Origin of the sequence: Saccharococcus sp. Marseille-Q5394 (assembly GCF_946901335.1) — a bacterium.
GTDB lineage: Bacteria > Bacillota > Bacilli > Bacillales_A > Planococcaceae > Sporosarcina > Sporosarcina luteola_C.
In genome coordinates, this window is the sequence record NZ_CAMPPQ010000001.1 from 1054679 (window position 1) to 1081453 (window position 26775).

Here is a 26775-nt window from a genome sequence, read left to right on the forward strand (position 1 = left end):
TAATTTGTTATCAAGAAGCTATTTGCCTTGGAGATAATTGTTGTATACTGTGAATAAGGTCTATTTAATTGTAGGACGGTGAGTAGGTTGGAACATAGGAAAACGTATAACGCGATGGAAGTCAAACATAAGAATGGCGACTTGATCATTGAAGGCCCGATTCCCGGCAATGAATTGGCAAACCTAGAATTCCATGAACATTTGATATCCTTCAGACCGCCTGAACAGCAACACAAGGCACTTATTGAAATCGCCGATCTCCCGGAAGGACGAATCATCATCGTCCGTGATATGAACCAAATCGTCGGGTATGCAACATATTTGTATCCCGATCCGCTGGAAAGATGGTCGAAAGGCAAGATGGAAAATCTAATTGAATTGGGAGCCATTGAAGTAATTCCGAAATACAGGGGCGGCGGAGTCGGAAAAGCGCTGCTCGAAGTGTCCATGATGGATGATGCAATGGAGGACTATATTATTCTAACAACCGAATACTATTGGCACTGGGATTTAAAAGGGACAAAACTGAATGTATGGGAATACAGGAAAGTGATGGAGAAGATGATGAATGCGGGCGGGTTGGAATATTATGCGACCGATGACCCTGAAATCAGCTCACATCCCGCGAACTGCCTTATGGCAAGAATCGGCAAAAGGGTGGATCAGGAATCGATTCAACAGTTCGACAGTCTTCGCTTCATGAATAGATTCATGTATTGATGGGAGGTTATTCTAGTGTTAATTGAAGAGATTATGAAAAGGGATGTCTCCTCCCTTTCACCTGAACATACCGTTAGCGATGCTTTGACAATCATGCAGAAAAAGAAAATCCGGCATCTTCCGATCGTCTCGGATGATAAAGGGCTGGTCGGCATCGTAACGGACCGTGATTTGAAAGAGGTCGTCCCTTCCCTGTATTCCGACTCTCGTGATGCAAGCGTTTACAACATTCCATTGTCTGAAATCATGACGAAAAATCCGATCAGTGGACACCCGATGGATTTCGTAGAAGAGGCGGCGATTATTTTTTACGATAACCAAATCGGCTGCCTTCCGATCGTCTCGGGCGGAAAGCTTGTCGGCATCATAACAGAGACGGATCTGCTGTATAAGTATATCGAATTGACTGGAGTTCACCAGCCGGGCTCACAGATCGAAGTCCGTGTACCGAATATACCCGGCATCCTCTTTGAAGTTTCAAAAGTGTTCCATCAACATAGATTGAATGTGCTAAGTGTTCTCGTATATCCCGATAAGGAAAATGAAGATAATAAAATACTTGTCATTCGCGTTAAGACTATGAATCCGCTAACTGTCATAAATGGTTTGCGTGCTAATGGATTTGAAGTTCTATGGCCGAATGTACCTGGCATTGACCTATGATGAAAGACGCTATATTCATTTATTCCGAAGAACAACTTGGCTATTCATTTTCGGACACTCACCCATTCAATCAAAAGAGGATTGTATTGACGTTGGATCTATTGAGGAAATGTAATGCCATATCCGATGATGAAATAATTGTTCCGAGGGTTGCAACCGACGAGGAATTATTATTGGTTCATGATTCGAAGTTCATCGATATTGTGAAACGGGCTGGCCGGGGGCTCGTAAGCGATGAAGTCGGCTCCGTATATGGCATCGGAACCGAAGACACCCCAATATTCCCAAACATGCACGAAGCGAGTGCGATGCTTGTCGGGGGGACGTTGACCGCAGTCGATGAGGTAATGGAAGGAAGAGCGAAATACGCTTTGAACTTAGGAGGCGGACTCCACCATGGCTTCCAGGGCAAAGCATCGGGCTTCTGCGTCTATAACGACAGCTCAGTCGCCATCAAATATATTCAAAAAAAATACGGTGCACGTGTGCTGTATATCGACACGGACGCGCATCATGGCGATGGAGTGCAATGGACGTTTTATGATGATCCGGATGTCTGCACGCTTTCCATACATGAAACAGGACGATACCTTTTTCCCGGGACTGGTGCTATTACTGAACGCGGAAATGGCGATGGCTACGGGACTTCATTTAATTTTCCAATTGATGCGTTCACGGAGGACGAGTCATTTCTTGAGATTTACAAGACGGCTATCGAGGAAGTCGCCGCTTTTTTCAAGCCGGATGTCATCTTGACCCAAAACGGAGCGGATGCTCATTATTTTGATCCCCTTACCCATTTATACGGAACGATGAAAATTTATGAAGAAATACCTCGCATTGCACGTGAAATCGCAGATCGTTATTGTGACGGAAGATGGATTGCCGTAGGCGGTGGAGGCTATGACATATGGCGGGTCGTCCCGAGGGCATGGGCTCATGTTTGGCTAGCAATGAAACAGCTGCCGGCTCCTACGGGTAAATTGCCTGAAGCATGGCTTAATGCTTGGCAGGACGAATCCCCTGTACCTTTCATTGAAACGTGGCAGGATCCGAATCCGTTGTATGAGCCGATTCCTCGCAAGGCGGAAATAACAGAGAAAAATGCTCAGATGCTTGAACGTGCATTACATATGGTGAGGAGTCAACGATCATAACATGACAAGGTGAGGAGATTTGAGCTTAGCGAATAATTGAGCCTTCCAATGAAAAAAACTGTTCCGGAATTTCCCTCCGGAACAGCTTATCATTTCGTCGACTGGCGTTCTTCCTTATGGTACGGCAAGATGACATTCACATCATCGACTTCCTCGCCGTTCATCAGTTTCGTCAATAATCTCATCGAAACTGCACCCAAGTCATATAACGGGACAATGATGGCAGTTAATTGCGGCCTTACTGCCCTCGAAAGCAAAGAATGCTGGAAACAGATCACTTCGTAATCATCAGGTACCGAAAATCCATCATCCCTGATTCCATTTAAGACACCTACAGCAATTTCATCATTGCCGGCAAAAATGGCGGTCGGCTTCTCTTCAAGATTACGTATTAGTTTCCACTTTTCATAAGCATCATCATACGTATTATCCGTTTCAATGAAAAATTCTTCAAACAGAGGAAGTCCAGCTTCCTTCACTGCCCGCTCATAACCTACCTTCTTACATAGCCGATTGATATCCCTCGACATCGGACCGCTAACATGCACGATCCGTTCATGTCCATTATCAATCAATTTCTTCACCGCTTCATAGGCCGCTTCCTCATGGTCTATGTTCACCGTCGGCAAGTCAGTGTTATCTCCCAATGTACCGGCCAAAACAATCGGAACGTTCGCTGTCGCCATTTCCGACCGGATTTCATCTGTCAGAGAATCGCTCATGAAGATGAGACCATCAACCTGTTTTCCGAGATGATCTTCTAATAGCTCAATTTCCCTCGTCGCCCGCTTATCCGAATTGGACAGAATGATATTGTATTCATACATCGTCGCAATATCCGCAATACCGCGTGAAAGTTCGGCATAATAGCTTTTCGAAATATCTGGAACGATGACACCGACAGTTGTCGTTTTCTTACTAGCAAGCCCTCTCGCTACGGCATTCGGGCGATAGCCAAGTCGTTCAATGCATTCAAGCACCTTTTTGCGTGTTGCAGGTTTTACGTTCTGGTTGCCGTTCACAACACGAGAAACAGTAGCCATGGAAACATTCGCTTCTCTCGCTACATCATATATAGTTATTGCCATTGACGAATCTCCTTCCCATCAGTATGTATTCGCTTACTTTCATTATAAACAAAACACCGGATCCTTGAAAGGTCCGGCGCTGTTTATAGAATAATACAAATGTAGTCAATTACGCCTTGGCGTAATTGCGTCCGGATTTTTATCGAGCAAGCTCGATAAACTCCTCTAAAAAAATCCGTGACATCCGCCGGAGGCGTCTAACTTAATCCAGCCTGCCAGGGCTGGATTAAGTTAGACTGTTTGATGGGTGTTCATGAATCTTTGAATTTCAGCGTAGAACTCATCGAACTGTTTGATATCCATTTGCTGTGCAGCATCGGACAAAGCAACAGCCGGATCAGGATGCACTTCCGCCATGACACCGTCCGCCCCGACAGCAATTGCCGCTTTTGCAGTCGGAAGCAACAAGTCTTTTCTGCCAGTCGAGTGAGTAACGTCTACGAATACCGGTAAATGCGTTTCCTGTTTTAAAATCGGAACTGCCGAAATGTCCAATGTGTTCCGTGTAGCCCGCTCATATGTACGGATTCCTCGTTCACAAAGCATGATCTGGCTATTCCCTTTGGAAATGATATATTCAGCCGCATTGATAAATTCATCAATTGTTGCAGCCAATCCACGCTTCAGAAGGACTGGTTTATTCGCCATGCCCGCTTCCTTCAGCAATTCAAAGTTTTGCATATTGCGCGCTCCGATTTGAATCACATCGATATAATCGAGTGCTTCTTCCAGGTGGGAAGGCGTAATAATCTCTGTCACGATTGACAAGCCTGTTTCATCCGCGACCCGTTTCAATATTTTCAAGCCCTCAAGTCCAAGGCCTTGGAAATCATAAGGGGATGTACGCGGTTTATAAGCGCCGCCTCTTAGCATCGTCAGACCCTTTGCTCTGATGGATTGGGCAACTGCAAGAACTTGTTCATATGATTCAACAGCACAAGGACCAAAGATGAAAGTCGGTTCTCCATTCCCGATCTTTTGCCCGTTCACATCTACAATCGTATCTTCAGGCTTGCGCTCACGGGAAACAAGCAATGCATTGCGTTGCTCATCTTCCTGAATTTCGAGGGCGGACATGAAGATGCCTTTAAAGATTTGTTCTAATACCCCGTTTGGAATCGGTCCGTTGTTTGATTGAACCAAAGCGTTAAGCATTTCCCTTTCGCGGATTGGATCATATCTATTGACACCTTGCTTTTCCTTTACTCTGCCAATTTCTTGGACAACAGAAGTTCTTTCATTAATCAAGTCCAATATTTTGGTATTCAACGCATCTACCTGAACACGAAGCTGATCTAAATCATTTTGTCTCATCGTTATGTCTCCTCCCCGCACACATCATTCCCTTTTCGAAGTGGGAAATCTATGTTACATTTTTGTATAATAGAACTAAGTATAATGAAAAGTATTTGAAAAGTCACGTCATTTTTACAAATTGTTTAATTTCGTTAGTATTTGACGAAAAAGGGGTGCATTATTCTGTCGAACAAACTTTTCGCACTTGATATCGGTACACGTTCTGTTGTTGGCATCATTTTGACTGAACAGGACGGAATTTACCACGTTGCCGATCTAGTCACAATTGAACATAAGGAACGCTCGATGATTGATGGGCAAATACATAATATTGTAAGCGTAGCAACTGTCATTTCAGAAATTAAATCCATATTGGAGGAGCGCCATGGGACGCTGAGGAGAGTAAGTGTCGCCGCAGCAGGTCGGGCATTGAAAACGATGGAAGGTTCCATGACGATTGAAATTGCGGGGAAACCCCTATTCACTTCCGAGGATATTAACCGGCTTGAACTGGCTGCTGTTCAACAGGCCCAGCAGAAATTACTTTCTACTGCATCGACTGCCGACGATTATTATTATTGTGTAGGGTACTCGGTTCTTCATTACAAGTTGGATGGTGATGAAATCGGCAGTCTGATCGATCAGGCAGGCAGGTCAGCAACTGCGGAAGTTATTGCGACATTCCTCCCCCGTGTCGTCGTCGAATCGCTCCTATCTGCGTTGAAGCGGGCAGGCCTTGAAATGGATGCATTGACGCTCGAGCCGATTGCCGCCATTAATGTGCTGATTCCCCCATCCATGCGCAGATTGAATGTCGCACTTGTCGATATAGGGGCGGGTACATCCGATATCGCCATTACGGATAATAATACGGTCGTCTCATACGGCATGGTTCCGATTGCGGGTGATGAAATTACAGAAGCGCTAAGCAACCATTTTCTTCTCGATTTCCCGGTTGCTGAAATTGCAAAACGTTCACTTTCAACAGATGAATCGATTGCAATTTCGGATATACTCGGATTCGAACAGCAAGTCCCTTCATCGGAAGTAGTTGCTATTATCAAGCCTGCAATCGAGAAGCTAGCATCGAGCATCGCTGATGAAATCAAAAGACTCAATAATAGCAAATCTCCCCAAGCCGTCATGGTTGTTGGTGGAGGTAGCCTCACACCTCTTCTACCAAAGGAATTGAGCATCCGACTCGATTTGCCTGAAAACCGTGTCGGTATCCGAGGACTTGATGCATTGTCTGATGTCACTTTGTCAGAAGGCATCGTTTCAACCCCCGCACTTGTCACGCCAATCGGCATTGCAATTGCAGCAAGAAGAGCACCGATCCATTATATGTCGGTAATTGTGAATGAAAAGACAATCCGCTTATTTGAATTAAAAGAGATGACAGTCGGGGATGCTTTGCTTGCCGCAAATATTAAGGCAAGACAACTATACGGCAAGCCGGGAATGGGAATGTCGATTACTTTGAACGGCAGCCTCATGACGATTCCTGGTGAACATGGCAGATCAGCTGCGATATTATTGAACGATAATCCAGCAAGTACGAAAGATTTCATTTCGAATGACGATGTAATTACATTAGAACAAGGCAAGGATGGAAAAGATGCATCCGCTACGATACGTGAACTGATCGGTGACATTGTTCCAATCAAAGTGAATGTTAATGGAAATATGCATAAGATACTACCAAAAATAGTTTGCAATGGCATACCGGTTGGGCTCGATACGATTATAAATGATAGGGACCAAATCGTTTATTCCCATTCAACGAAACTGAATGACGTACTTTCGGAACTCGACATTGAAACTTCCGGTCTTTTTGAAGTGTACATGAATAATAAAAGAGTCGTTTTGGAAAACTGGAATACTAAATTCTTTATTGACAATTTGCCTGTTCCGCCTGATCATCTTCTTAACGATGGGGATGAAGTCCGGATAGAACTACATTCTTCACCGACAGTCGGAGACGTTATTTCTGCACTGGATCAGTCAACTCAGTCGACAGCTTCCATTACGTTCAATGGGGAACCCGTGACGATGACGAACAGCGGATCTTCTATTCTGTTGAATGGTCATCAAGTAGATAATTCAGCCATTGTACACTCTGGAGATCGGCTAACGATAGCGGAAACGGTTCACCGACCATTTTTATTCAGCGATGTCTTCCTTTTTGTCGATTATTCATTGCCAACGACAGCATCCACTTCCTATCAGTTGCTGCGCAATGGAGAACCGATTGGATTCAATGATCCGATTTTTAGCGGGGACGCATTAGAAATCAAATTTAACTCGTGAACTAACTATGATAAAAAGCCAGACAGCCGCTTGATTAAGGGCTGTCTGGCTCTTTTGATATCACTTTTCTTTTTCGACAGAAATGTGGTTTTGATTCACATTCTTTTCTGTTCCGAAGTTCTCGCTATTGTCATAGGAAACATCGCTGTTCCCTGTTGTTACATCCTCAGCGGCTTGCTTGTCCTGTTCCGTTGTAGTTCCTACAAAATCGATTGCTTCCTCCCCTTCGGAAGAGGCTGTTCCATCGTCCATAGGGACCGACGTTTTATTTGCCATCGATTTCACTTTATCCACAATCTGTCCGGATTGCTCCTGAATTGATTTCGTCAGGCCATCCGTCTTCTCCTTTGCAACGGAAGTGATTTCCGTTGCTTTATCCTTCGCAACTGCACTCAATTCGATTCCTTTATTCTTCAAGTTAACCGCCTGCTCCGAAAAATCGTCGCGCATTTCCCTACCCGTCTTCGGTGCGAGGAATAATGCCGCCGCTGCGCCGATAACTCCTCCTACGAGCGCTCCCAACAGGAAGCTACCTGCCCCAGTGTCGTCGTCATCATAGAAATCATCCGTATTGGAACGGTATGGATAGTTGACAGGCAAGTGGGATGGTTCCCCGAATGTGTTCTTGTATTCCTGGTTTCCATAATATTGGTGATCAAAATGTGCATCGTTATAGTTAGGTTTTAGTTTATCAGTCATGTGAATTCCTCCAGTACATTTTTTTCTCACGCCGATATCAGTTTCCGTCCGGGCTCGGCAAACGCTTCTGCCCCTTGTCCGGTTGATAGACAGTCCAGCCTGATGATCTTTCCGTTTTCATATCTTTCACTTTCCCGATAATGCCGAAAGCGACGTTGCTCCATTGAACGACTTGGGCTATTTTATCACTGTTCTTCTCTGCTTCGACAGTGATTGAATTGGTGACTCGGCGAACTGAATTGTTCAAGTCGCTTACAGAGCTTCCTACCCCTTTCACTGCATCAACGACAGAGTTCAATTTTTCGGATTTCTGCTGAATATCCTCGGCAAGGGCATTTGTCTTATGAAGAAGTTCAGTCGTTTCAGACGTGACCCCTTCCAACTGGTTCGTCAAGCCATCCAATGTTTCGGAAACGCTTCGTAATGTCGTTTTCAATGAACCTAATGTCATTGCAAGGCTGATACATAAAATCAAAAATGCGATTGCGGCAACTATTGCAGCAATGTAAAGTAATACTTCCATGGCGATCCTCCTCCCAATAAACATACATAAGTAATTTCTACCCTTTATAGTAGGTAAATAAACTTCGCCTACTCTAACCTTTTTCGACATCCTTTGCAAATGTCCTTCATTTTTCCCGAAATTAATTATTTCTGGATATTATGAATGCTAATTTATGCGTAATTGGTTTGTTTTATGGACTTTTGAGAGTGTTTATGGACTTTTGTGGACATTTTTGGACTTTTCAGAGGAGTTATGCTTGACTGTAGGGATTTATGCGCGTTTGAAGGATTTTATGCGTGAATATATAAAAAAAACAGCTCGACCCGTGGGATCAAGCTGTTTCTTCTTTCTTCGTATGTTCGGTGAAGACGTTCAAATACTTTTGGATGTCGCCAGCGCCCATGAATAGGTACACTGCATTTCCATGCTTATCAAGGACTTCGATGTTCTCCAATTCCAGATGTTGTGCTCCAGGAATTTTGCCGACGAGGTCATTAATCGTCAAATTGCCTGATTTTTCCCGCGCGGAACCGAAGATGTCACATAAATAGACATGATCGGCCGCAGAAAGACTGTCGGCGAATTGCTCCAGCAATGCCGCGGTCCGTGTGAACGTATGCGGTTGGAAAATCGCGACAATTTCTTTTTCGGGATACTTTTGCCTTGCGGATTGCAACGTCGCCTTGATCTCCGTCGGATGATGGGCGTAATCGTCAACAATCGTCCGACCGTATGATTCTGTAACAGTGAAACGTCTTTTGACTCCATTAAATGTAGCCAGTCTCTCCTCGATGCCAGCAACCGGAATTCCTTCATAATGGCATAATGCAATAACGCCTAGAGAATTCAAAATTCCGTGGTCACCCGCCAATGCTATTGTGAACGAATGGAAGAATTCATTTCGCACATAGACATCAAATGTGGCACCCTGTTCGGATTTCACGATGTTTTTTGCAGAGAAGTCATTCACTTCATCAAATCCGTAGTAGACGACAGGGACGTTCGCTTTAATCTGCTGCAAATAAATATCATCACCGCAAGCAATGATCGCCTTCTTCACACGTAAAGCCATTTGGCCAAATGCATCCAAGACGTCTTCCAAATCCTTGAAATAGTCCGGATGATCGAAATCGATATTTGTCATGATAGCGTAGTCAGGCTCGTATGCTAGGAAGTGGCGTTTGTATTCGCACGCTTCAAAAACGAAGTATTCACTGTCCTCAACACCTTTGCCCGTGCCATCACCGATGAGAAAGGATGTCGGGGCATTCCCGGAAAGGACATGCGCCAGCAACCCGGTCGTTGATGTCTTCCCATGGGAACCCGTAACACCTACTGAAATGAATTTCTCCATGTAGTTGCCTAAAAATTCATGATAGCGTATTACTTCTACGCCCAACTCATGTGCTCTTTCAATTTCGGGATGACTGTCTGGGAACGCATTCCCTGCAATGACAGTCATTCCGGTCTTAATATTATTTTCATCAAAAGGTAAAATCGTTATTTTTCTTTCATGCAACGGATCCTCCGTAAAGAAATATTTCTCCACATCCGAACCTTGCACGGCATAAGATGAATCGTGAAGGATCTGTGCAAGGGAACTCATCCCCGATCCTTTGATTCCTATAAAATGGTACAATGTCATAATGCAACCTCCCGGGATCAAAACTGTTCCCACATTCTGGTTCTTCAGCTGATTCGTATCGCTAATTCCCCACTCATTTTTATTATTCTCTATTCCCGATTCCTTTGAATCGTCAATCATGTTTTCACATATCATTTGGCTTTTCATTGCCATTCAAGAAATAATCAAGCTCACTTTTTGTTAAATAGACTTCTCGTGCCTTACTTCCCCTTTGCTCGGAAATGAAACCTAGTTTTTCCATTCGGTCCATCAATTTAGCGGCACGATTATAACCGATACTGAAGTTCCGCTGCAATAAAGATGTGGAAGCACTGCCTTGATCGATAATGAATTCGCAGGCATCCGCAAATAAAGGATCCGTTTCCTCTTCTTCCATTGTGTTTGCCAATAAATCCTCTTGACCGAACAAATAATTCGGCTCCGCTTCGTTCTGAACGTGTTCTATTATACGTTCAATTTCAGCATCCGTGACAAATGTCCCTTGCAAGCGCACCGCTGAAGATTGACCGCTTCCGAGATAAAGCATGTCGCCTTTCCCTAGCAGCCTTTCAGCTCCCGGTGTATCGATAATTGTCCGGGAGTCGATCTGGGATGAAACAGCAAATGCTATGCGTGTCGGAACATTCGCCTTGATCGTCCCGGTAATGACATCGACGGATGGGCGTTGTGTAGCAATGATCAAATGGATTCCACAAGCTCTTGCCTTTTGGGTGATCCGGCTGATCGATACTTCGACGTCTGCTGGCGCCATCATCATCAAGTCCGCAAGCTCATCTATGACGATGAGTAGATATGGCATCTTCAGAGAGAATTTACGGTCCTTTTCTGCCATCTCATTATAACGCTCAATATTTCTAGCGCCGACATGTGCAAACAGTTCATAGCGGCGTTCCATTTCTCCGACCGCCCATTTCAATGCAGCAGTCGCAGCTTTCACATCGGTGATGACGGGGCTCAATAAATGAGGAATCCCGTTGAACGGCGCAAGCTCCACCATTTTCGGATCGATGAGCAGCATTTTCAGATCCGTTGGTGACGCTTTATACAATAGACTGATCAAGATCGAATTGATGCACACCGATTTACCGGATCCTGTTGCACCGGCAATCATTCCATGTGGCATCTTCCGCAAATCCAATGTCACAGGTTCACCCGTCAGACTAAGTCCAAGCACCGCCTCCAAAGGTGATTCCGAATCTTGGAAGCGTTTCGTTTCAATCACTTCCGAAATCCGGACGGCTCTCGGCTTCCGGTTCGGGATCTCGATTCCAATGGAGCTGGTCCCCGGAATCGGTGCTTGAATTCGGATGTCTTCCGCGGCGAGTGCCAATTTTAAGTCGTCAGTCAGATTTCTAACCTTGCTCACTTTCGTTCCGTGCCCCACCGTTAACTCGAATCTCGTGACGGTCGGTCCTTGCACGGCCTCAATGACATTTGCCTGCACGGCAAAATAGGAAAGTGCCTCCTCCAACTTTTCAGATTGGGATTGTAGCCATTCCGTGTCTTCTACATGCTCTTCGGGCTGAATAAGAAAGTCTTTCGAAGGGAATGCATAATAAGGTTGTTCTTCCAGGCCTTCGGTAGGTTCATTCGGTTTTGTAATTTCTTGAATCGGTTCGGTTCGAATCGAATCGTTTTTTGTGGAATCAAAGGCCGACTGGCTGCTAGCTTTTTTTGCACGTTCCTCGTATTTCAGCTTATCATTTTTCAACATAAGGACATTAAAAGGCACGATTCTTTCTTTCTTCTGTTCGTGAATTCGTTCAGGCTCATTCACTTCTTCAATCACCGGTTCCGAAGATGAAGTCTCTATCATTTCCTCAATCATTGATTCTTCAATAGATGCAGGAATTTCCTCTTCAGCTATTATCAGTTCGGGATCATCAGAAGCCTCAAACTCTTCTTTTACTGTCGGATTAGGTGTTTCACTGAATTGACCTACAAGCTCAGCGGCAGTCGGTTCCATTTCGATTTCCTGCTCATCAGGTTCAGTGGATTCCGTTTCAATTTCCCGCTCATCAGGCTGAGTGGATTCCGTTTCGATTTCCCGCTCAACAGGCTCAGTGGATTCCGTTTCTACAAATTCATCAATTTTCGTCTCAGCAAACTTTTCTTTACCCGAAGTATGTGCATGTTCCTCTAAATCAATGCGATGAATTTCATCATCTGCCATTGATTGTTCATTGATTGGTTCGGCCTTTTTTTGTTCATATTCCGATTCAACCCGAGATGGAATCGGATTTTCTTCAGTTGCCTCTTTCCTATCTCCCAGTTGATGGTCCTCAAACCGGTCTATCTTCGGCCTTGAATAGCCATAAACGGGTGATGGCACTTCCGTAGGAGTGAACGGACGGTTACTTCGTTTCTGTATAATTGTTTTTTTGTTCGTCTCTGTTTCGTCAGCTTTCACCGTTCTCGCTTTAGGTGACGGCACTGAGTTCGATTCTTGTTTTGTATTGTATTTCAATGGGGCGGTCGCCCGATGAATAGTCGGTTTCTCATTTCCCCCTGGCCATCTATCATTTTTATATAACGGCACAGGTGTGAAATCATCGTCATCAAGTTCAGTGATTAAGTTATCCGCTTTTCTTCGCTCGTTTTCCGGATCCGGTTCCCATCCATAGATTTCGGCATCGGTTATGATTGGAAAACGGAAAGCCGGTTTTTCGGTTTTGGTTTGGTCTTTCTCTATTTGTTCTTCATACTCAATATCCTCAAAAGCTTCTTCAAATTCTTCATTTTTATCTGCTTCAAATATACGGTTCATCATTTTTTTAATCCAAGTCAAATCTATCACTCTTTTCAAGTCGATCATTCTATTTTAGCAGGTTTTCATCTATTAAATCAATCAGATGGCCAAAATAAGAAAAACGTACCGCTTTGGACAGTACGTTTTTCAAAATCAAGCTATAAAAGGTTCACCAGGCGTTGCGTCTTCAGCAAGGACCATAATCCCTTTTTCAGTAGGAGCGTCTGGAATGCCAAGCTCTTTTGCTGAACAGATCATACCTGATGAGTCGATACCTCTAAGCTCTGCATCTCTTATGACCATTCCCGATGGCATGACAGCCCCCACTTTTGCTACGACGACCTTTTGCCCCTCTTCGACATTGGGCGCTCCGCAGACGATTTGCAAGGTTTCATCTCCGACATCCACCTTGCACACGCTTAATTTATCTGCATTCGGGTGTTTTTCTTTTGCTACAACGTGACCGACAACGAACTTCGGTGAGAAATCCACATCTAATTCAAACTCCACACCATTCGATTTAAGTGCCTCTTGCAGTTGACTGACAATCTCTTCAGTCGTTTCAAGTTGTCCTTCATTTTCCGGTTTCACATAGTTCGAAGCACGGAAGACGTTGAATGCTACGACTTTATCTGTTGTTGCATCTTTGATAAGTGTGATATCCTTTTTGCTTTCAATTGTCCTATCTTCCGGACGTTCTGTCGTCATTTGAACGAGGAGTACATCGCCAACTCCGTTTTGATTGTAAAAAATATTCATTTCTTTCTACCTTCCTTCCGGGCAACCCGATTTTTCGCCATAATGAAAATCGGTTCTAATTTACCATCTTCATAGATGAATGACAAGGAGGTGACAGGCACTGCCCCTACCGTGAAAAATTGCATCGTCATTTGGGCAAGCACGTCATACCCCGTATCGTTCCGAATATCACCAATGATCAAAACGTCCTGGTGAGGTACCGAGACGGTCATATGCCCTTCGATTTCCGCTTCCATTTCCTTTAGGAAGGTGTGATTCAATATACGGCTTGCATCGTATCCGTCATTGTTATTGACGAAATAGAACAGATTTCCCGCCACTTCATCCTTCTTCATATTCGTCGGTAATGATCTCACTTTAAATAGAGCTGATTCCATAATTTCCGACTCCGTCATACCGATGGAATCGAGCATCGATTCATCAATGAGACGGTACGTCGTGCCCAAGTCGAGCGCATAGAAGATTCTCGTTTCCGCCGTATGATCTTTCGCTATGAAGCGATCCCCCGCTTTTGAAGTTTGCGGAAAAGAAGTCGAGCGGATGACCGGGTAGATTGCATTTTCTTTCACAAACCCTTCCGTCTGCTCTTTTTCCATTGCTTTAAAAGTTTCGCCAATCGTATAGACGACTTCATTAATGGCAGCTTCTTGTTTAGTTTCATATTTAGCAAGGATTTCCGGCAAGGAAATATCCATCCCTTTTTTCAGTATCGAATGCTCCAATCGAACCTTATCCGTTTTCCGATCGAAACGCCATTGGAAATGTTCGGACGGCAGATGCTCTTTTAATAGTTCCACTAGCTTTTGTGAATTCACTAACTTCACCCTTTCTTCAAAAATAAACGGCCGCTCGCCGCAACTGCGCCGGGTGACCGAAAGTTTATACTTATGAGCCTTGATCGATGGAACGTACAATTTCCATCATCTTGCCCATATTCGCTTCAATATTTTTGTTTTTCGTAATGGTCGTTATCTTTATTCCACCGACGCTGGCAATGAGCTCCGCCTGATCTTCGCCTTTTCTGAGAACAGAGGAAAAACCGAAATATCCATCTTCGGTGAACACTTCCTCAAACCGCTCTTTGTCCTCCGTCTTGATAGACAGTTCGTAAAAGAGCCTGCTATCCCTGGACTCATTCGGATTAATGAAAAGGAGGAATGTTTCGTCGCCCTTTTTCAATACGATATTGTGGGCATCGGATTTCTCGTCTATCGAAAATCCTGCCGGTTTATATAATGAAACGCCATGTACTTCATCATTCACATGTTTATCATGTAATTGAAAAGCTTCTTTCGCAGCTGCGATTGCCTCGGCAGCTTGTTCCTCAAACGTTTTACCACACGCGGCTAATACTAGTATGGATAGGAGTGCCAGGAATAAGAATTTCCAGAAGCGGAACATTCAGCTTCCTCCAATCGTACATTTTTATTCATTTACCGCTACCTATTTTATAGATTATCGCACCTATATGCAAATCAAGCGGTTTAACTTTGTTTAACTTAATAAAGGTAAAACCTCCGGCGGATGTCACGGATTTTTAATCTTTCTTGTAGTATTTCAATTGACCGATCAATAATTGCATAACATGTTCGAACAGCTTGTCGCGAGTGACCGCCAGCGCGGTGAACATACCGATTGCACCTTCACTATTGCGGATGCCGTTCGCGTTAAAATAATCATCGACGACAGCTCCCAATTCCCGACCCTTCTTTAATTCTGAAGCAATTTCTTCAGGTAATGTGATTTGAGCCCCACCGGCAGTGAATGATTTCCCTGAAGGCAGTACAAGCGCCCCCCAATTGCAAACGAACATTTCACTTCCAATCATGCGCACACCACCTTCCAAGCCGATTCCGATTGCGCCACTTTCTTCATGGGCGGCATTCGTTGCGCGGTTCAATGCTCCGGTTCTTGTTTCTTCATCTCCAAATGGCTGATCCTTCACGCCTGATGGAACTTTCACTTGGGACAGTTCACTTCCCGGAAAATGGCTTTCGATCACTTCCTGTGCTGCTTTGACTTTTGCTTGATTGGTGGACCCTATGATGAATTTCATGCTGTTCTCCTTTCTAGTCAGTAAAAAGCCATCCTGTATGGAAAGGATGGCCATATTTATGATTCTCGTCTAGACTTCAGGCGCTAGCTGCTCGGGTCATAAGCCAAAGCTACTGCGTGGCAAAGACCGCTGATTCCAATTCTTGCTCGCAACGCTGCGCTTGTGCTCGCAAAAGCCGTTCTCCGTAACGGCTTTCGCTTTTGTTTATACATTGCTCTTGATTGTTTCAACAGTCGTTTTATCGCAAGCTTTCACTAATTTGACGAGAAGTTCTTTCGCTGCCGCATAATCATCGGTGTGGATGATGGAAGCGGATGTGTGGATGTAACGTGAACAGATTCCGATAACCGCACTTGGTACACCTTCATTTGAAATATGCACTTGTCCTGCGTCTGTTCCTCCCATGGAGATGAAATATTGGTACGGGATATTGTTCGTTTCCGCTGTATCAAGGATGAATTCGCGCATGCCGCGGTGTGTCACCATCGAACGGTCGAAGATGCGAAGCAATGTTCCTTTTCCAAGCTGGCCAAATTCATTTTTATTGCCGGATGCGTCATTCGCCGGGCTCGCGTCCAATGCGAAGAACAGATCAGGATTGATCATCCGGGCAGCAGCCTGTGCACCTCGCAATCCTACTTCCTCCATGACATTCGCCCCGGAATACAGGTTATTCGGAAGCGTTTCTCCATGAACTTCTTTCAACAGCTCGATGGCCAGACCGCAACCATATCTATTATCCCATGCTTTCGCCAAGATCTTTTTATCATTCGCCATTGGGGTGAACGGGCAGATCGGTACAATTTGCTGGCCGGGACGGATGCCGATTTTCTGTGCGTCTTCTTTGTCATCCGCACCGATATCGATAAGCATGTTTTTAATATCCATCGGTTTATTGCGGACTTCATCACTGAGGAGATGTGGCGGTATGGATCCGATGACGCCGACGACTGGACCTTCATCTGTAATGATTTGAACTCGTTGCGCCAACAGCACTTGGTTCCACCATCCCCCAAGCGGTTGGAAACGGAGCATACCGTTGTCAGTGATTGCAGTGACCATGAAGCCTACTTCATCCATATGGCCGGCAACCATGATACGCGGGCCTTCTTCAGGTCCTTTCCGCACGCCGAAAATTCCGCCTAGATTGTCCTGGATAATTTCATCGGAATATTTTCCGAGCTCATCCCGCATATAGTTGCGTACCATATGCTCATTTCCTGGTGCTCCAGGCAGCTCGGTCAATGTTTTGAACATAGTCAACGTTTCGTTGTTCATGAGAATTTCCCCCAATTCGATATGTACTTCTTCTAGTATAGTGCACGAATTTGAAACTTTCCATTATAATATTTAGCTTTCCGAACTAGTTTTTCGAAGACAGTTTTCCCCTGTACTCCCTGAGTCCAATAACGGTTAAACATTTTTTTGAAATATGGTACACTTGTTGAAGATCGATGGAGGGGGTTCTCAGACATGAAAGTTAAAGATTTTGTAGCAGGAGTTCTAACAGGCGTTGCTGCCGGGCTCGTTGTCAACCAGGCAATCGGGAAGATGAATCCGAATACTCCGGCTGAGCATGTCTTGGATGCAGTGAAAGATGCTTTTAAAAAAGAAGGTCCGATTGACGGTTCGTGGATCGTCATGAAACCTGAACCGTTTACAAACAATGTTCTGTCGATGGAAGTGTACCGTGGCGGCGTTACTAGAATCCGTAATGGCGAACTGGAGCAATTTGAATTTGCAGCTAACTCGCAAACAGGAACTGTCGTCGAATTGATCCAAAAATGAACGTGTATGACCGCATACCAAAAGCAGCAGGTGAAGGAGTAAAATGCTCTCCACACCTGCTGCTTTTTATGATTTATCTTGTACGCTCGACTGCTTCAGTAATTTCTTTACCGCTTTCATCCCACTGGACGAGACGGTAAACAGCGTCATGATAGAAGATGAAACGATATCGGTTAGCCAATGCTTCTTTCATTAGCTTTTCCTTTGCAAATATTGAAGTCATTGGGTAGTCGTCATAAGCCAAAACCCATAATGGATTGCTATGCGCATGCGTCGGCATGATATCCCCCATATGCAGAACCGTTTCCCCGTTTTGAGTCAGCTTGATGACACTATGTCCGTCACTATGTCCACCTGTGTGAATCATTTCGATCCCCGGCAGCACTTCAACCCGGCCTTCGAATGTTTTCACCTGATGCTGGACGGGCTCCCAGTTCTCCTTCCAATACGTATTCCTTGAACGGATATTAGGATTCCGCATTTCATCCCACTCGACTTGTGATACATGAATTTCCGCATTCGGAAAAATTGACACGAGCTCATCGTTTGCCCACCCCGTCAAACCCGCGGCATGGTCATTATGCAAATGGGTCATGAGGACAATATCGATATCGGCAGGTGTCAGTCCAAGCTCTGCCAAACCTTCCTCCACCTTTGTTTCAGCACGGACCCCGAGATTACGCTTCAACTTTTCCGACAGCTTCCCTTTCCCGATGCCTGAGTCTATGAGGATATGTTTCCCTTCGTAGGTGATATAGATCGGATCTGTCCGAAGTTCGATCAAGTTGTTCTCATCAACATTGTATTTCCGCGACCATAACGCTTTCGGAACGACCCCGAACATCGTGCCTCCATCGAGGAAATTGACTCCCCCATCGAGCCATGTTAGTTTCATATCGTGAAACTTATATGTATCCAAACAAAACCTCCCCTTTCAAACATCAATTATTGAACATTGCTTCCAACCGGTAGATCGCCTGTCCCTTTGCTGAAAACTTCTCTTCATACTCTGTCATAATATTATCTTCAGGCATTTCCGCATGCAAATCTAGCGATACATCCTGGAGGATCATTCCGTATGCCGACATTGAAACGAGCGAGTACTCAAATAGCTTCCTGTTATCCGTCTTGAAGTGGATTTCCCCTCTTTTTTTCAGAACCGCCTTGTAGCGGGCTAAAAACGATTCATGTGTCAAACGTCGTTTTGCATGGCGGGATTTAGGCCATGGGTCGGAGAAGTTCAAATAAATCCTGTCCAATTCCGCTTTTTGGAATAAATCTCCTAAATTCTCGCCATTTCCTCTTAGAAGCCGTAGATTGGAAGGCTTCTCCGCCTCAATGACCTTTTCAAGAGCGGACACAATCACATTGTCGAAATGCTCAATTCCGATATAGTTGACGTCCGGATTGGCGATAGCCATTCCGATAATGAATTGTCCTTTCCCTGTCCCTACTTCCACATGGATCGGGTTTTCATTGCCGAAAACCGTTTTCCAATCTATTGATGTACCTTCATCTTCGTGGATCAACACATCGGGATGCTCTGCCATGAAATCTTTTGCCCATGGTTTATTGCGAAGCCGCATAATCAATTACACTCATTTCTATTCATTAGTATCAGGTTGTCCCTGCTCAATCTGTTCTTCAAAAAGTCTGCTTACTGCAGTGGTCTGTCCGACATCCAAAATCGATTGTGCGGCCTTGAATTGGTTGAACTTCATCGGCACAGTCGATTTCCGGAGGGAGGAGAACCATTCTTCATACATCCTTCGATCAATGACGACCGTATCGAATGGCACACCTGGATAATCGATGTAGCCATTCCTAGAAATGATCAATTTCTTAATAGGAAAATCGATATTCTGTGCAGCGAAAATTCCCGACACGATCTTCTCCATGCGGTTCAGTCCGATGAGTGGATTCAATACCCTTGATTCCTCGTCCCCATACTTTTTCGTCCAAAACCGATCGCCATCACCGATGAAAGCCGCTGCGTCCTCTCCTTCCAACACCGTTATGCATAAGCACTCAACCGGCGTGATAAGAAGGATATCCAGTTCAACAGGTGCTTTTTTCACTTTCAAAATCGGATAATAGAATAGAAGATAGCTGTCAGGAAGCCGCTGGGTGAAGCTCCTCAGCAATGAATCCCTCATAAAGCCTGCATCCAGATTGGATCTTTCCAACATTGTAGAGCTTGCCCATTTCAGTTGAAAATGGAACAGTTGGTCCAAATATAGCTTCCGAAGCTGCTCTTCATTTTGGGGCTGATAAATAATATTCGGATTAAAATCGAAGACATCTACGTCATCTTGTCCTTGTCGACCTTTTTCCGCCTCAATCGGCTCCACTTCTTCCGAACGGCCTTTCCGATTGCCGAACAGACGGAATAGAGGGGAGTACCATTTCCCCTCCTCTGCCTGTTCCTCCGTCTCCTCAGGGACATGCCTCCACTCAGAAAGGTCGGCTCCGTGCTCCCATTGGGTTTTCATCCGTTTCCACTGGGAATTTTTCAGACGGATATATTGGGTTGGATACCGTGATAGATCATTTTCGTAGCGAGATACATAATCAAGCAGTTTGACGAGCTGCGCCAATTTCATCCACTCCGATCAGTATGGCTATGTTCATCATTCCCCCGCCACGGACAACGGAATCTGCCGCGCGAATGCTTCCTGCAATCTTCTCGTTACCGCTCCCGGCGTTCCTGCCCCAACCGCTTTTTCATCGATTAACACGACAGGGGTTATTTCCGAAGTTGTGGATGTAATGAAAAATTCATCCATTGCGTACATCTCTTCCGGTGTGAACGCCCTCTCTTCGACTGGAATTCCGTTCTCCTTACAAAGCTTTAACACCACTTGGCGTGTAATTCCGTTCAGAATAAGATTTGTTGCCGGGTGAGTAATGACAACGCCGTTTTTCACACCGAATGCATTTGAAGATGACCCTTCCATGACAACTCCGTCGCGAACAAAAATCGCTTCTGCACAGCCAGCTTCAAAAGCCTCTTGTTTTGCCAGAACATTGGCTAGCAAATTCAAACTTTTAATATCACAGCGAAGCCAACGAACGTCGTCAACCGATTTCACTGAGACTCCGCCCTCAATATTGCTTAAAGGCCTTGGATTATGGATTGCATATGCAGTAACAACCGGAGTCACTGATCCCTCCGGGAACTGATGAACCCTCGCAGAAGCTCCGCGTGTCACTTGCATATAAATATGGCCGGTCATCACTTCGTTCACCTTCACCAATTCTTTCGCAATGTCAATCAGCTGCTGTTCAGAGTAAGGGATGGCCATCTTGATTTTCGATGCGCTTTGGAACAGGCGCCCGAAGTGTTCCTCGGCAGTATACAACTCGCCGTCATACACCTTTACGACTTCATACACCCCATCACCGAAGTAGTATCCTCTGTCATCAATCGAGATAGTTAAGCTGTCTTTACTAGTGAATTGGCCATCGATAAAATAAGTAGTCATTCGTTTTTCCCTTCCCCTTCATTGGATGTAAGACGGCTGATCGCTTCCGTGTAAATGGCGGTCGCCTTTACTAAGTCCTCTATATATACATATTCATCTGCTTGGTGAGCGACATCCTCCCTGCCAGGGAAGAGCATGCCGAAAGCGACGCCTTTATCAAGCACGCGCGCATACGTACCGCCGCCGATTGACAACAACTCCGCCTCTTCACCCGTGTAGGACGTGTAAATTTCTTGCAACGTTTTGATGAATGGATCATTTGCATCGACATGATGGGGCTTCGAGTTGGACTTCACTCCCATAGTAAAAGAAGTATCCTTCAACCGATCGTTGCACGTTCCGGTTTTCTCTTCAAAAGGATAGGTGACGGAATATCGCATGCTCACGTCAACCCGGCCACCTATTTCAGGAGTGAAGGAAACGATTCCAGCATTCAATGTCGTGTCGCCCGAAACTTCATCATTATAAGCTAACCCTAGATAGCGCCCTCGAGTTTCTGTTCCGAATGCGTCCAGTATGAATTGGGTGAAATCCTTCGATTCACCTTCTTCGAAAATCTTATTCAGGAATGTCGCAAGGAGAACAGCCGCATTCACACCGTTATCCGGCTCCATCGCATGGGCGGACTTGCCGTGGAAAGTTAAAAATGCTTCGCCATTTTTTTCAACGATTGATGCTGCCATGTCATGCATATTCATGAAGCTTTCAAATTTACTGTGGATATCCTTGAAGTCGAAACCTTTAATATGCGCCTCCGCATAATCAGGTACCATATTCGTACGATCGCCTGACTTAAAATACTGAAGCTGCCCATCTGCTTTTTCAGTCTTCTGTGTGAAGACTAATGTTGAAATCCCTTTTTCCGCGTTGATGATCGGAAAGTCAGCGTCAGGTGCAAATCCGATCGTCGGCATCTCTTCTTTTTCAAAGTAACGTTTCACACAGCGGAAACCACTCTCTTCATCCGTCCCGATAATGAGGCGGACTCTTTTATTCAAAGGAACTCCTGCTTCCTTCACCAATTTCATGGCATGCCAGGCAGCGATTGTCGGCCCCTTATCATCAATTGCACCGCGACCGAACAATTTCCCATCCTTCACAGTCCCGTCAAAAGGACCGAATGTCCAATTTCCTCCAGCGGGCACCACATCGACGTGGCAAAGGATGCCAAGCAGTTCATCGCCTTCGCCCATTTCAATATGGCCAGCCATATTATCGATGTTTTTCACTGTGAATCCAGCTTTCCTGCCTTCCTCCAGCAGCCAATCAAGCGCTCGCTTAGGTTCCGGTCCAAACGGTGCCTCCTCTGTCGCCAAATTTTCATCCAGTACGGACGGAATGGAAACCAATTGCCTCAAATCATGAATCAAAAGCTCTTCTTTCTCCGACACTTTCTCTTTCCAATTCACCAATTCAAGCACCTTCTTTCCTGATACCCTATTTTCACACGTTCAGCTAAGAAAATAAAGTGAAACTGCAATCAGGGGGGGGATTCTTTCATCCCCCCTGATTGTTAGTTGAACCAATCGGGCATTTACTGGCTGTTGATTCCCCTTAACAACCTAGATTCCTCGCTTATTCTAGTAGGGGAATCTTACAGCCAGTTAATGCGGGGTAAAGAGCAAAACATTTCTTACAGAACTTTTACAAAAAATTCATGTACTATTAGCAAAAATGAGTTATACTTACATTGTCAGAACATTGCATCTGACGCAACGTTCTGATGAAAGGAGTGCATTGTCGGGGGCTATTTCAACTAGCATAGGTACATTCAATAGTCTCATGCCCATCGTTTTTGGAAAATGAAGATGAAGGAGTGGTTCCACAGTTGAATCCAGCTACTGGTCGTATGCTTACCCGCATCAAGGACGTATATTTATATATCCTTGACAGGGGTATTGTCACAACGGAAAATGTGGTCGAAGAATTCGGCATCACAAACCGCACAGCGCAAAGGGACTTGAATGTCCTTGAATACAACGAGCTCATCACAAGCCCTGCCCGCGGAAAATGGACGACAACTCAGAAAAAAGTTAAATTGCCCTCCTGACATCACTTCAATCTAAGATAAGAAAAAGGCTGAACCGCTTCAACCGGTTCAGCCCTTTTCATGGTGGAGCATTGCGACTTCCTCATCCGTCAGCTCCCTGTATTCCCCTAAACGTAAGGAGTCATCCAACTCCAACGGCCCCATCGACAGACGTTTCAAATAGACGACCCGCTTCCCGACCGCTTCGAACATCCGCTTCACTTGATGGAACTTCCCTTCGGTGATCGTCAACTCAATTTCAGACGTTTCACCTGAATGCAAGACGCGGAGCTGTCCCGGTTTCGTGAAGTAGCCGTCGTCCAATGTCAGCCCTTCCGCGAACTTTTCGATATCGGTCTCATCGACCTTACCATCGATATGCGCGTAATACGTTTTCGGAACTTCCTTCTTCGGCGATAATAACTCATGCGCCAGCTTCCCGTCATTCGTAATCAATAAAAACCCTTCCGTATCCTTATCGAGCCTGCCGACCGGGAACGGTTCAAAATACCGGTGTTCCCCATCCAGCAGATCGATGACGGTACGGTCCCGATCATCCTCCGTAGCGGAGATGACGCCTTGCGGTTTGTTCAACATCAAATAAATAAACTCTTTGTAGACGACCCGTTCACCGAGGATCGTCACCTCATCCTTTTCCGGATCTACGTGAAGCGCCGGATCCTTAACCTGTTCGGAATTTACTTGTACAGCGCCTTTTTTCAAAAGCTGCCGGACTTCCTTACGAGAGCCGAATCCCATATTCGCCAATAATTTATCTAAACGCATCATTCACCCTCCAAAACCAAGCTTCTTCGTAATCCTCGTCAACCGGTCGCCGAACAACTTTTGAGCAAGCCCCGATTTCAAGGATAGGACTCCATAGACTACCACTCCGACAAATGCACAAATCATAACGTATAGCAATGCCTGCATCTTACCGTCGACAGGACTAATCGCAAGGAGGCCTTTTAATGTGTAGTGAACTGCAATGAACATGATCACATTGAAGATCCCGATGAGGATCAGTCGCCTGAACACCATTCTTGAACGGTAATGAAGGACTCTTGATATGACATAAATATTAATGCAGACCGCGATTGCATATCCAATTGTCGTCGCAGCAATTGCTCCATTCACTTCGAAAAGCTTGATGAGTGGGATATTCAAAATCATTTTGACTAAAAGCCCCGTCAATGAAGTAAAGACGATCCATTTATGTCGATCGATCCCTTGGAGGATTGCTGCTGTCACTGAGTAAAGCCCGAACAGTATTGCAACCGGGGCATAAGCAGCCAAAATACTTGAGCCCACTGGATCTTCACTGTAAAGGAATGTATAGAACTCATTCGATAGGATAATTAACCCTAGAACCATCGGCACTGTCAAATAGAGCATGATCTGAAATGTTTGGTCTAGAGAACGGGTAAGGCCCTTCTGATCGTTCTTCGTATAATAGCCCGTAATGACCGGGATGAGCGCCATGGAAAATCCAGTTGCAACCATGACCGGAATCATGACGACTTTGTGAGTCAGGAAGTTAAGCATCGTCAAAATAACATCAGTGACATCATCACGACCGATACTTGTCATTGCTCCATTGAACGTTATCATATCGACAAATTGATACAAAGGATTGATAACGCCAACGAGGACGAAGGGAATCGTGTAACCGATCACTTCTTTGTACATATCGATGAAGGTAATATTGCTTGCAGGCGGACTGCTAGCGTACAGCTGATTAAATTCGGGTTTGTATTTCAACCAATATTTATACAGGACAACAAGACCCGCAAGCGCCCCGATGAATGCTGCGAACACCGCAAAATTCACAGCCGTCCGGGGAGACAGATCTAGTACATTCACTACAATAAATGCGCCGACAAGGACAACCAAAATCCTGACAACCTGTTCGACAAGCTGTGAGACGGACGTAGGTTCAAATTTTTGATTCCCTTGCAAATAACCGCGGACGATACTCATAAGTGGAACTGCCAGCAAAGCGAAGCTTACATAACGGATGACAGACGTAATTTCTGCGATTGTGAAAATCTGATCATCGCTTTTTCGCACAAGATGGGCAATCGGTTCAGCCAAGAAAAAGAGAACAAGAAATGAGAGGATGCCGGTTAGCGTCATGACGAGCATCCCAGATTTCATTAACTTTCGGCCTGTTGCATAATCGCCCATTGCATTATATTTTGATATGAATTTTGAAATGGCAAGTGGTGCTCCAGAAATCGCAACCGCCAAAGCTAAATTGTATGGAATGTATGCGTATTGATACAAACCGATATTCTCAACCCCGACAATTGCATAAAACGGAATTACGTATAATAGACCGAGCGCCTTCGATAAGAAGAGCCCGATTGTTAAAATGGCGGTGCCTTTAACAAGATTTGATGACATGTTTGATCCTTCCAATCTTAAGTACTACTCGACAAAGCTACTTACCAGTTTACCCCCCACCGGCGCTTTTCACAATGATTATCGAGCGTATCCATGTATAATAGAGAAAAACTGAAAGTGTGGTTCCATATATGTATGACGTCATAATCATAGGTGGGGGTCCCTCAGGACTGATGGCCTCGATCGCTGCAGCTGAACACGGAAATAAAGTGCTTCTTCTCGATAAAGGGAAAAAGCTTGGGAATAAATTATCCATCTCGGGCGGCGGTAGATGCAATGTTACGAATCGATTGCCTTTAGAAGAAATCGTGAAGAACATTCCAGGCAACGGAAGATTTTTATACGGTCCGTTTTCCGTCTTCAATAATGAGGATATCATTGCGTTTTTTGAAGGACTCGGGGTACCGTTGAAAGAAGAGGATCACGGGCGGATGTTCCCTGTCTCGGATAAAGCGAAAGACGTTGTCAATGCGCTGCTTTCGGAAATGGATCGACTGCATGTCGAAGTGAGATTGTCGACACGCGTGAAGAAATTATTGATGGACGATGAAAGGATTTTGGGCGTACGGCTTGAGGATGGTGAAGAAATCCGAACTCAAGCAGTCGTTGTTGCGGTAGGCGGAAAGGCTGTTCCGCAGACAGGAAGTACAGGAGACGGATATCCGTGGGCGGAGAAAGCGGGACATACTGTAACGGATCTGTATCCGACAGAGGTGCCGTTGCTGTCCGATGAGCCGTTCATCCAATCAAAGGAATTACAAGGACTTGCATTGCGCGATGTTGCTGTTTCCGTATTGAACGCCAAAGGGAAAACCTTGGTTACTCATCAGATGGACATGTTGTTCACCCATTTCGGGTTGAGCGGGCCTGCGATCTTACGTTGCAGCCAGTTCGTCGTGAAGGAACAGATGAAAAATGGCAGGAAGCCCGTTGATATGAGGATTGATTCCCTTCCTTCCATGAATGAAGAAAAGGCGTTTCAAATGATTCATACGATGTTGAAAGATGATCCGAAAAAAGCGGTGAAAAACAGTTTGAAAGGAATTGCACCGGAACGGTGGCTACTGTTTTTATTTGACCGGGCAGACATAGATGAAGCTGATATCGGTGCAGGGCTTTCGAACGAAAAGATCCGCAAACTTGCGGGGTTGCTGAAAGGTTTCCCGATGACCGTGAACGGCACGCAGCCGATTGAAAAGGCATTCGTCACAGGCGGAGGCGTTTCGACGAAGGAGATCGAGCCTAAAACAATGGCCTCACGGAAGAAGGCTGGACTTTTCTTCTGCGGAGAGATATTGGATATTCACGGATACACGGGCGGTTATAATATTACTTCTGCTCTTGTTACAGGACGTATTGCGGGCATGAATGCCGGGGCGTTCGCAAGAGAAGAAGGATAATATGCTTAAACATCGGTTTC

25 protein-coding genes are annotated in these 26775 nt (G+C 45.1%); 7 read left to right on the forward strand and 18 right to left on the reverse strand.

The annotated features are described in order from the left end of the window. The first annotated feature begins 87 nt into the window (after positions 1-87). From OC538_RS05240 to OC538_RS05250, 3 genes are read left to right on the forward strand one after another with little or no spacing between them, the layout of a single operon-like run. A complete protein-coding gene (locus OC538_RS05240; RefSeq protein ID WP_251694137.1) occupies positions 88-720 on the forward strand; it encodes a GNAT family N-acetyltransferase in 633 nt (210 codons plus the stop codon). Positions 721-735: 15 nt separating this feature from the next. Further along, positions 736-1383 (forward strand): acetoin utilization AcuB family protein, encoded by a 648-nt coding sequence (locus OC538_RS05245; protein WP_251694136.1) that lies wholly within the window; start codon positions 736-738, stop codon positions 1381-1383. Next, positions 1383-2540 (forward strand): acetoin utilization protein AcuC, encoded by a 1158-nt coding sequence (locus tag OC538_RS05250; RefSeq protein ID WP_251694135.1) that lies wholly within the window; start codon positions 1383-1385, stop codon positions 2538-2540. Before OC538_RS05245 ends, OC538_RS05250 begins: the two co-directional genes overlap by 1 nt. An 89-nt stretch (positions 2541-2629) precedes the next feature. Here the strand turns inward: OC538_RS05250 and ccpA are convergent, their stop codons facing one another. Continuing rightward, the gene (gene ccpA / locus OC538_RS05255) at positions 2630-3628 is read right to left on the reverse strand and encodes a catabolite control protein A (protein WP_251694134.1); all 999 of its coding nucleotides are present in this window, start codon (positions 3626-3628) and stop codon (positions 2630-2632) included. A gap of 231 nt (positions 3629-3859) precedes the next feature. Continuing rightward, positions 3860-4942 (reverse strand): bifunctional 3-deoxy-7-phosphoheptulonate synthase/chorismate mutase, encoded by a 1083-nt coding sequence (locus OC538_RS05260; RefSeq protein ID WP_262173550.1) that lies wholly within the window; start codon positions 4940-4942, stop codon positions 3860-3862. Between the two features lie 141 nt (positions 4943-5083). On the opposite strand from OC538_RS05260, the gene OC538_RS05265 reads away from it, so the two are divergent. Next, positions 5084-7234 carry a cell division protein FtsA gene (locus tag OC538_RS05265; protein ID WP_262173551.1) on the forward strand — a complete coding sequence of 717 codons (2151 nt, stop codon included), beginning with the start codon at positions 5084-5086 and terminating at the stop codon, positions 7232-7234. A gap of 60 nt (positions 7235-7294) precedes the next feature. Here the strand turns inward: OC538_RS05265 and OC538_RS05270 are convergent, their stop codons facing one another. The 9 genes from OC538_RS05270 to OC538_RS05310 all read right to left on the reverse strand — a co-directional run bounded on the left by OC538_RS05270 (position 7295) and on the right by OC538_RS05310 (position 16925). Continuing rightward, complete coding sequence (locus OC538_RS05270) at positions 7295-7933, reverse strand: YtxH domain-containing protein (protein WP_262173552.1); 639 nt, start codon at positions 7931-7933, stop codon at positions 7295-7297. Positions 7934-7970: 37 nt separating this feature from the next. Next, positions 7971-8456 (reverse strand): DUF948 domain-containing protein, encoded by a 486-nt coding sequence (locus OC538_RS05275; protein WP_251694131.1) that lies wholly within the window; start codon positions 8454-8456, stop codon positions 7971-7973. A gap of 313 nt (positions 8457-8769) precedes the next feature. Then, positions 8770-10083, reverse strand: coding sequence for a UDP-N-acetylmuramate--L-alanine ligase (murC, locus tag OC538_RS05280; RefSeq protein WP_251694130.1), 1314 nt, complete (start codon positions 10081-10083; stop codon positions 8770-8772). A gap of 124 nt (positions 10084-10207) precedes the next feature. After that, positions 10208-12871, reverse strand: coding sequence for a DNA translocase FtsK (locus OC538_RS05285; RefSeq protein ID WP_251694129.1), 2664 nt, complete (start codon positions 12869-12871; stop codon positions 10208-10210). 114 nt (positions 12872-12985) lie between these two features. Beyond that, the gene (gene ytpR / locus OC538_RS05290; RefSeq protein WP_251694128.1) at positions 12986-13591 is read right to left on the reverse strand and encodes a YtpR family tRNA-binding protein; all 606 of its coding nucleotides are present in this window, start codon (positions 13589-13591) and stop codon (positions 12986-12988) included. After that, the gene (locus OC538_RS05295) at positions 13588-14415 is read right to left on the reverse strand and encodes a DUF1444 domain-containing protein (protein ID WP_410055860.1); all 828 of its coding nucleotides are present in this window, start codon (positions 14413-14415) and stop codon (positions 13588-13590) included. The genes ytpR and OC538_RS05295 overlap by 4 nt, the downstream gene beginning before the upstream one ends. A gap of 61 nt (positions 14416-14476) precedes the next feature. Further along, positions 14477-14992, reverse strand: coding sequence for a hypothetical protein (locus tag OC538_RS05300; protein WP_251694126.1), 516 nt, complete (start codon positions 14990-14992; stop codon positions 14477-14479). Between the two features lie 136 nt (positions 14993-15128). Beyond that, on the reverse strand, positions 15129-15647 hold the full coding sequence (locus OC538_RS05305) for a DUF84 family protein (protein ID WP_251694125.1): 519 nt from the start codon (positions 15645-15647) through the stop codon (positions 15129-15131). 204 nt (positions 15648-15851) lie between these two features. Next, positions 15852-16925, reverse strand: coding sequence for a M42 family metallopeptidase (locus OC538_RS05310; protein WP_251694124.1), 1074 nt, complete (start codon positions 16923-16925; stop codon positions 15852-15854). A 195-nt stretch (positions 16926-17120) separates the two neighbouring features. Here OC538_RS05310 and OC538_RS05315 point away from each other — a divergent pair, with 195 nt between their 5' ends. Further along, the gene (locus OC538_RS05315; RefSeq protein ID WP_060204336.1) at positions 17121-17435 is read left to right on the forward strand and encodes a hypothetical protein; all 315 of its coding nucleotides are present in this window, start codon (positions 17121-17123) and stop codon (positions 17433-17435) included. 73 nt (positions 17436-17508) lie between these two features. Here OC538_RS05315 and OC538_RS05320 read toward each other — a convergent pair whose 3' ends face one another. The 5 genes from OC538_RS05320 to pepV are packed head-to-tail and all read right to left on the reverse strand — an operon-like array spanning position 17509 to position 22329. Further along, positions 17509-18354, reverse strand: a complete 846-nt coding sequence (locus OC538_RS05320; protein WP_251694123.1) for an MBL fold metallo-hydrolase — start codon at positions 18352-18354, stop codon at positions 17509-17511. A 22-nt stretch (positions 18355-18376) separates the two neighbouring features. Then, positions 18377-19021 (reverse strand): tRNA (guanosine(46)-N7)-methyltransferase TrmB, encoded by a 645-nt coding sequence (trmB, locus tag OC538_RS05325; RefSeq protein ID WP_251694122.1) that lies wholly within the window; start codon positions 19019-19021, stop codon positions 18377-18379. Between the two features lie 18 nt (positions 19022-19039). Then, the gene (locus tag OC538_RS05330; RefSeq protein ID WP_251694121.1) at positions 19040-20032 is read right to left on the reverse strand and encodes a nuclease-related domain-containing protein; all 993 of its coding nucleotides are present in this window, start codon (positions 20030-20032) and stop codon (positions 19040-19042) included. Between the two features lie 33 nt (positions 20033-20065). Continuing rightward, a complete protein-coding gene (dat, locus tag OC538_RS05335; protein WP_251694120.1) occupies positions 20066-20920 on the reverse strand; it encodes a D-amino-acid transaminase in 855 nt (284 codons plus the stop codon). Continuing rightward, positions 20917-22329 carry a dipeptidase PepV gene (gene pepV, locus OC538_RS05340; RefSeq protein ID WP_251695248.1) on the reverse strand — a complete coding sequence of 471 codons (1413 nt, stop codon included), beginning with the start codon at positions 22327-22329 and terminating at the stop codon, positions 20917-20919. Before pepV ends, dat begins: the two co-directional genes overlap by 4 nt. 419 nt (positions 22330-22748) lie before the next feature. Between pepV and OC538_RS05345 the strand changes: the two genes are divergently transcribed. Further along, positions 22749-22970, forward strand: a complete 222-nt coding sequence (locus OC538_RS05345) for a DeoR family transcriptional regulator (protein ID WP_251625097.1) — start codon at positions 22749-22751, stop codon at positions 22968-22970. Positions 22971-23018: 48 nt separating this feature from the next. Here OC538_RS05345 and OC538_RS05350 read toward each other — a convergent pair whose 3' ends face one another. Then, a complete protein-coding gene (locus OC538_RS05350) occupies positions 23019-23735 on the reverse strand; it encodes a pseudouridine synthase (RefSeq protein WP_262173555.1) in 717 nt (238 codons plus the stop codon). Between the two features lie 3 nt (positions 23736-23738). Continuing rightward, positions 23739-25355, reverse strand: coding sequence for a polysaccharide biosynthesis protein (locus OC538_RS05355; protein ID WP_251694118.1), 1617 nt, complete (start codon positions 25353-25355; stop codon positions 23739-23741). 131 nt (positions 25356-25486) lie between these two features. Between OC538_RS05355 and OC538_RS05360 the strand changes: the two genes are divergently transcribed. Further along, the gene (locus tag OC538_RS05360; protein ID WP_251694117.1) at positions 25487-26755 is read left to right on the forward strand and encodes an NAD(P)/FAD-dependent oxidoreductase; all 1269 of its coding nucleotides are present in this window, start codon (positions 25487-25489) and stop codon (positions 26753-26755) included. The last annotated feature ends 20 nt before the right edge of the window (positions 26756-26775 follow it).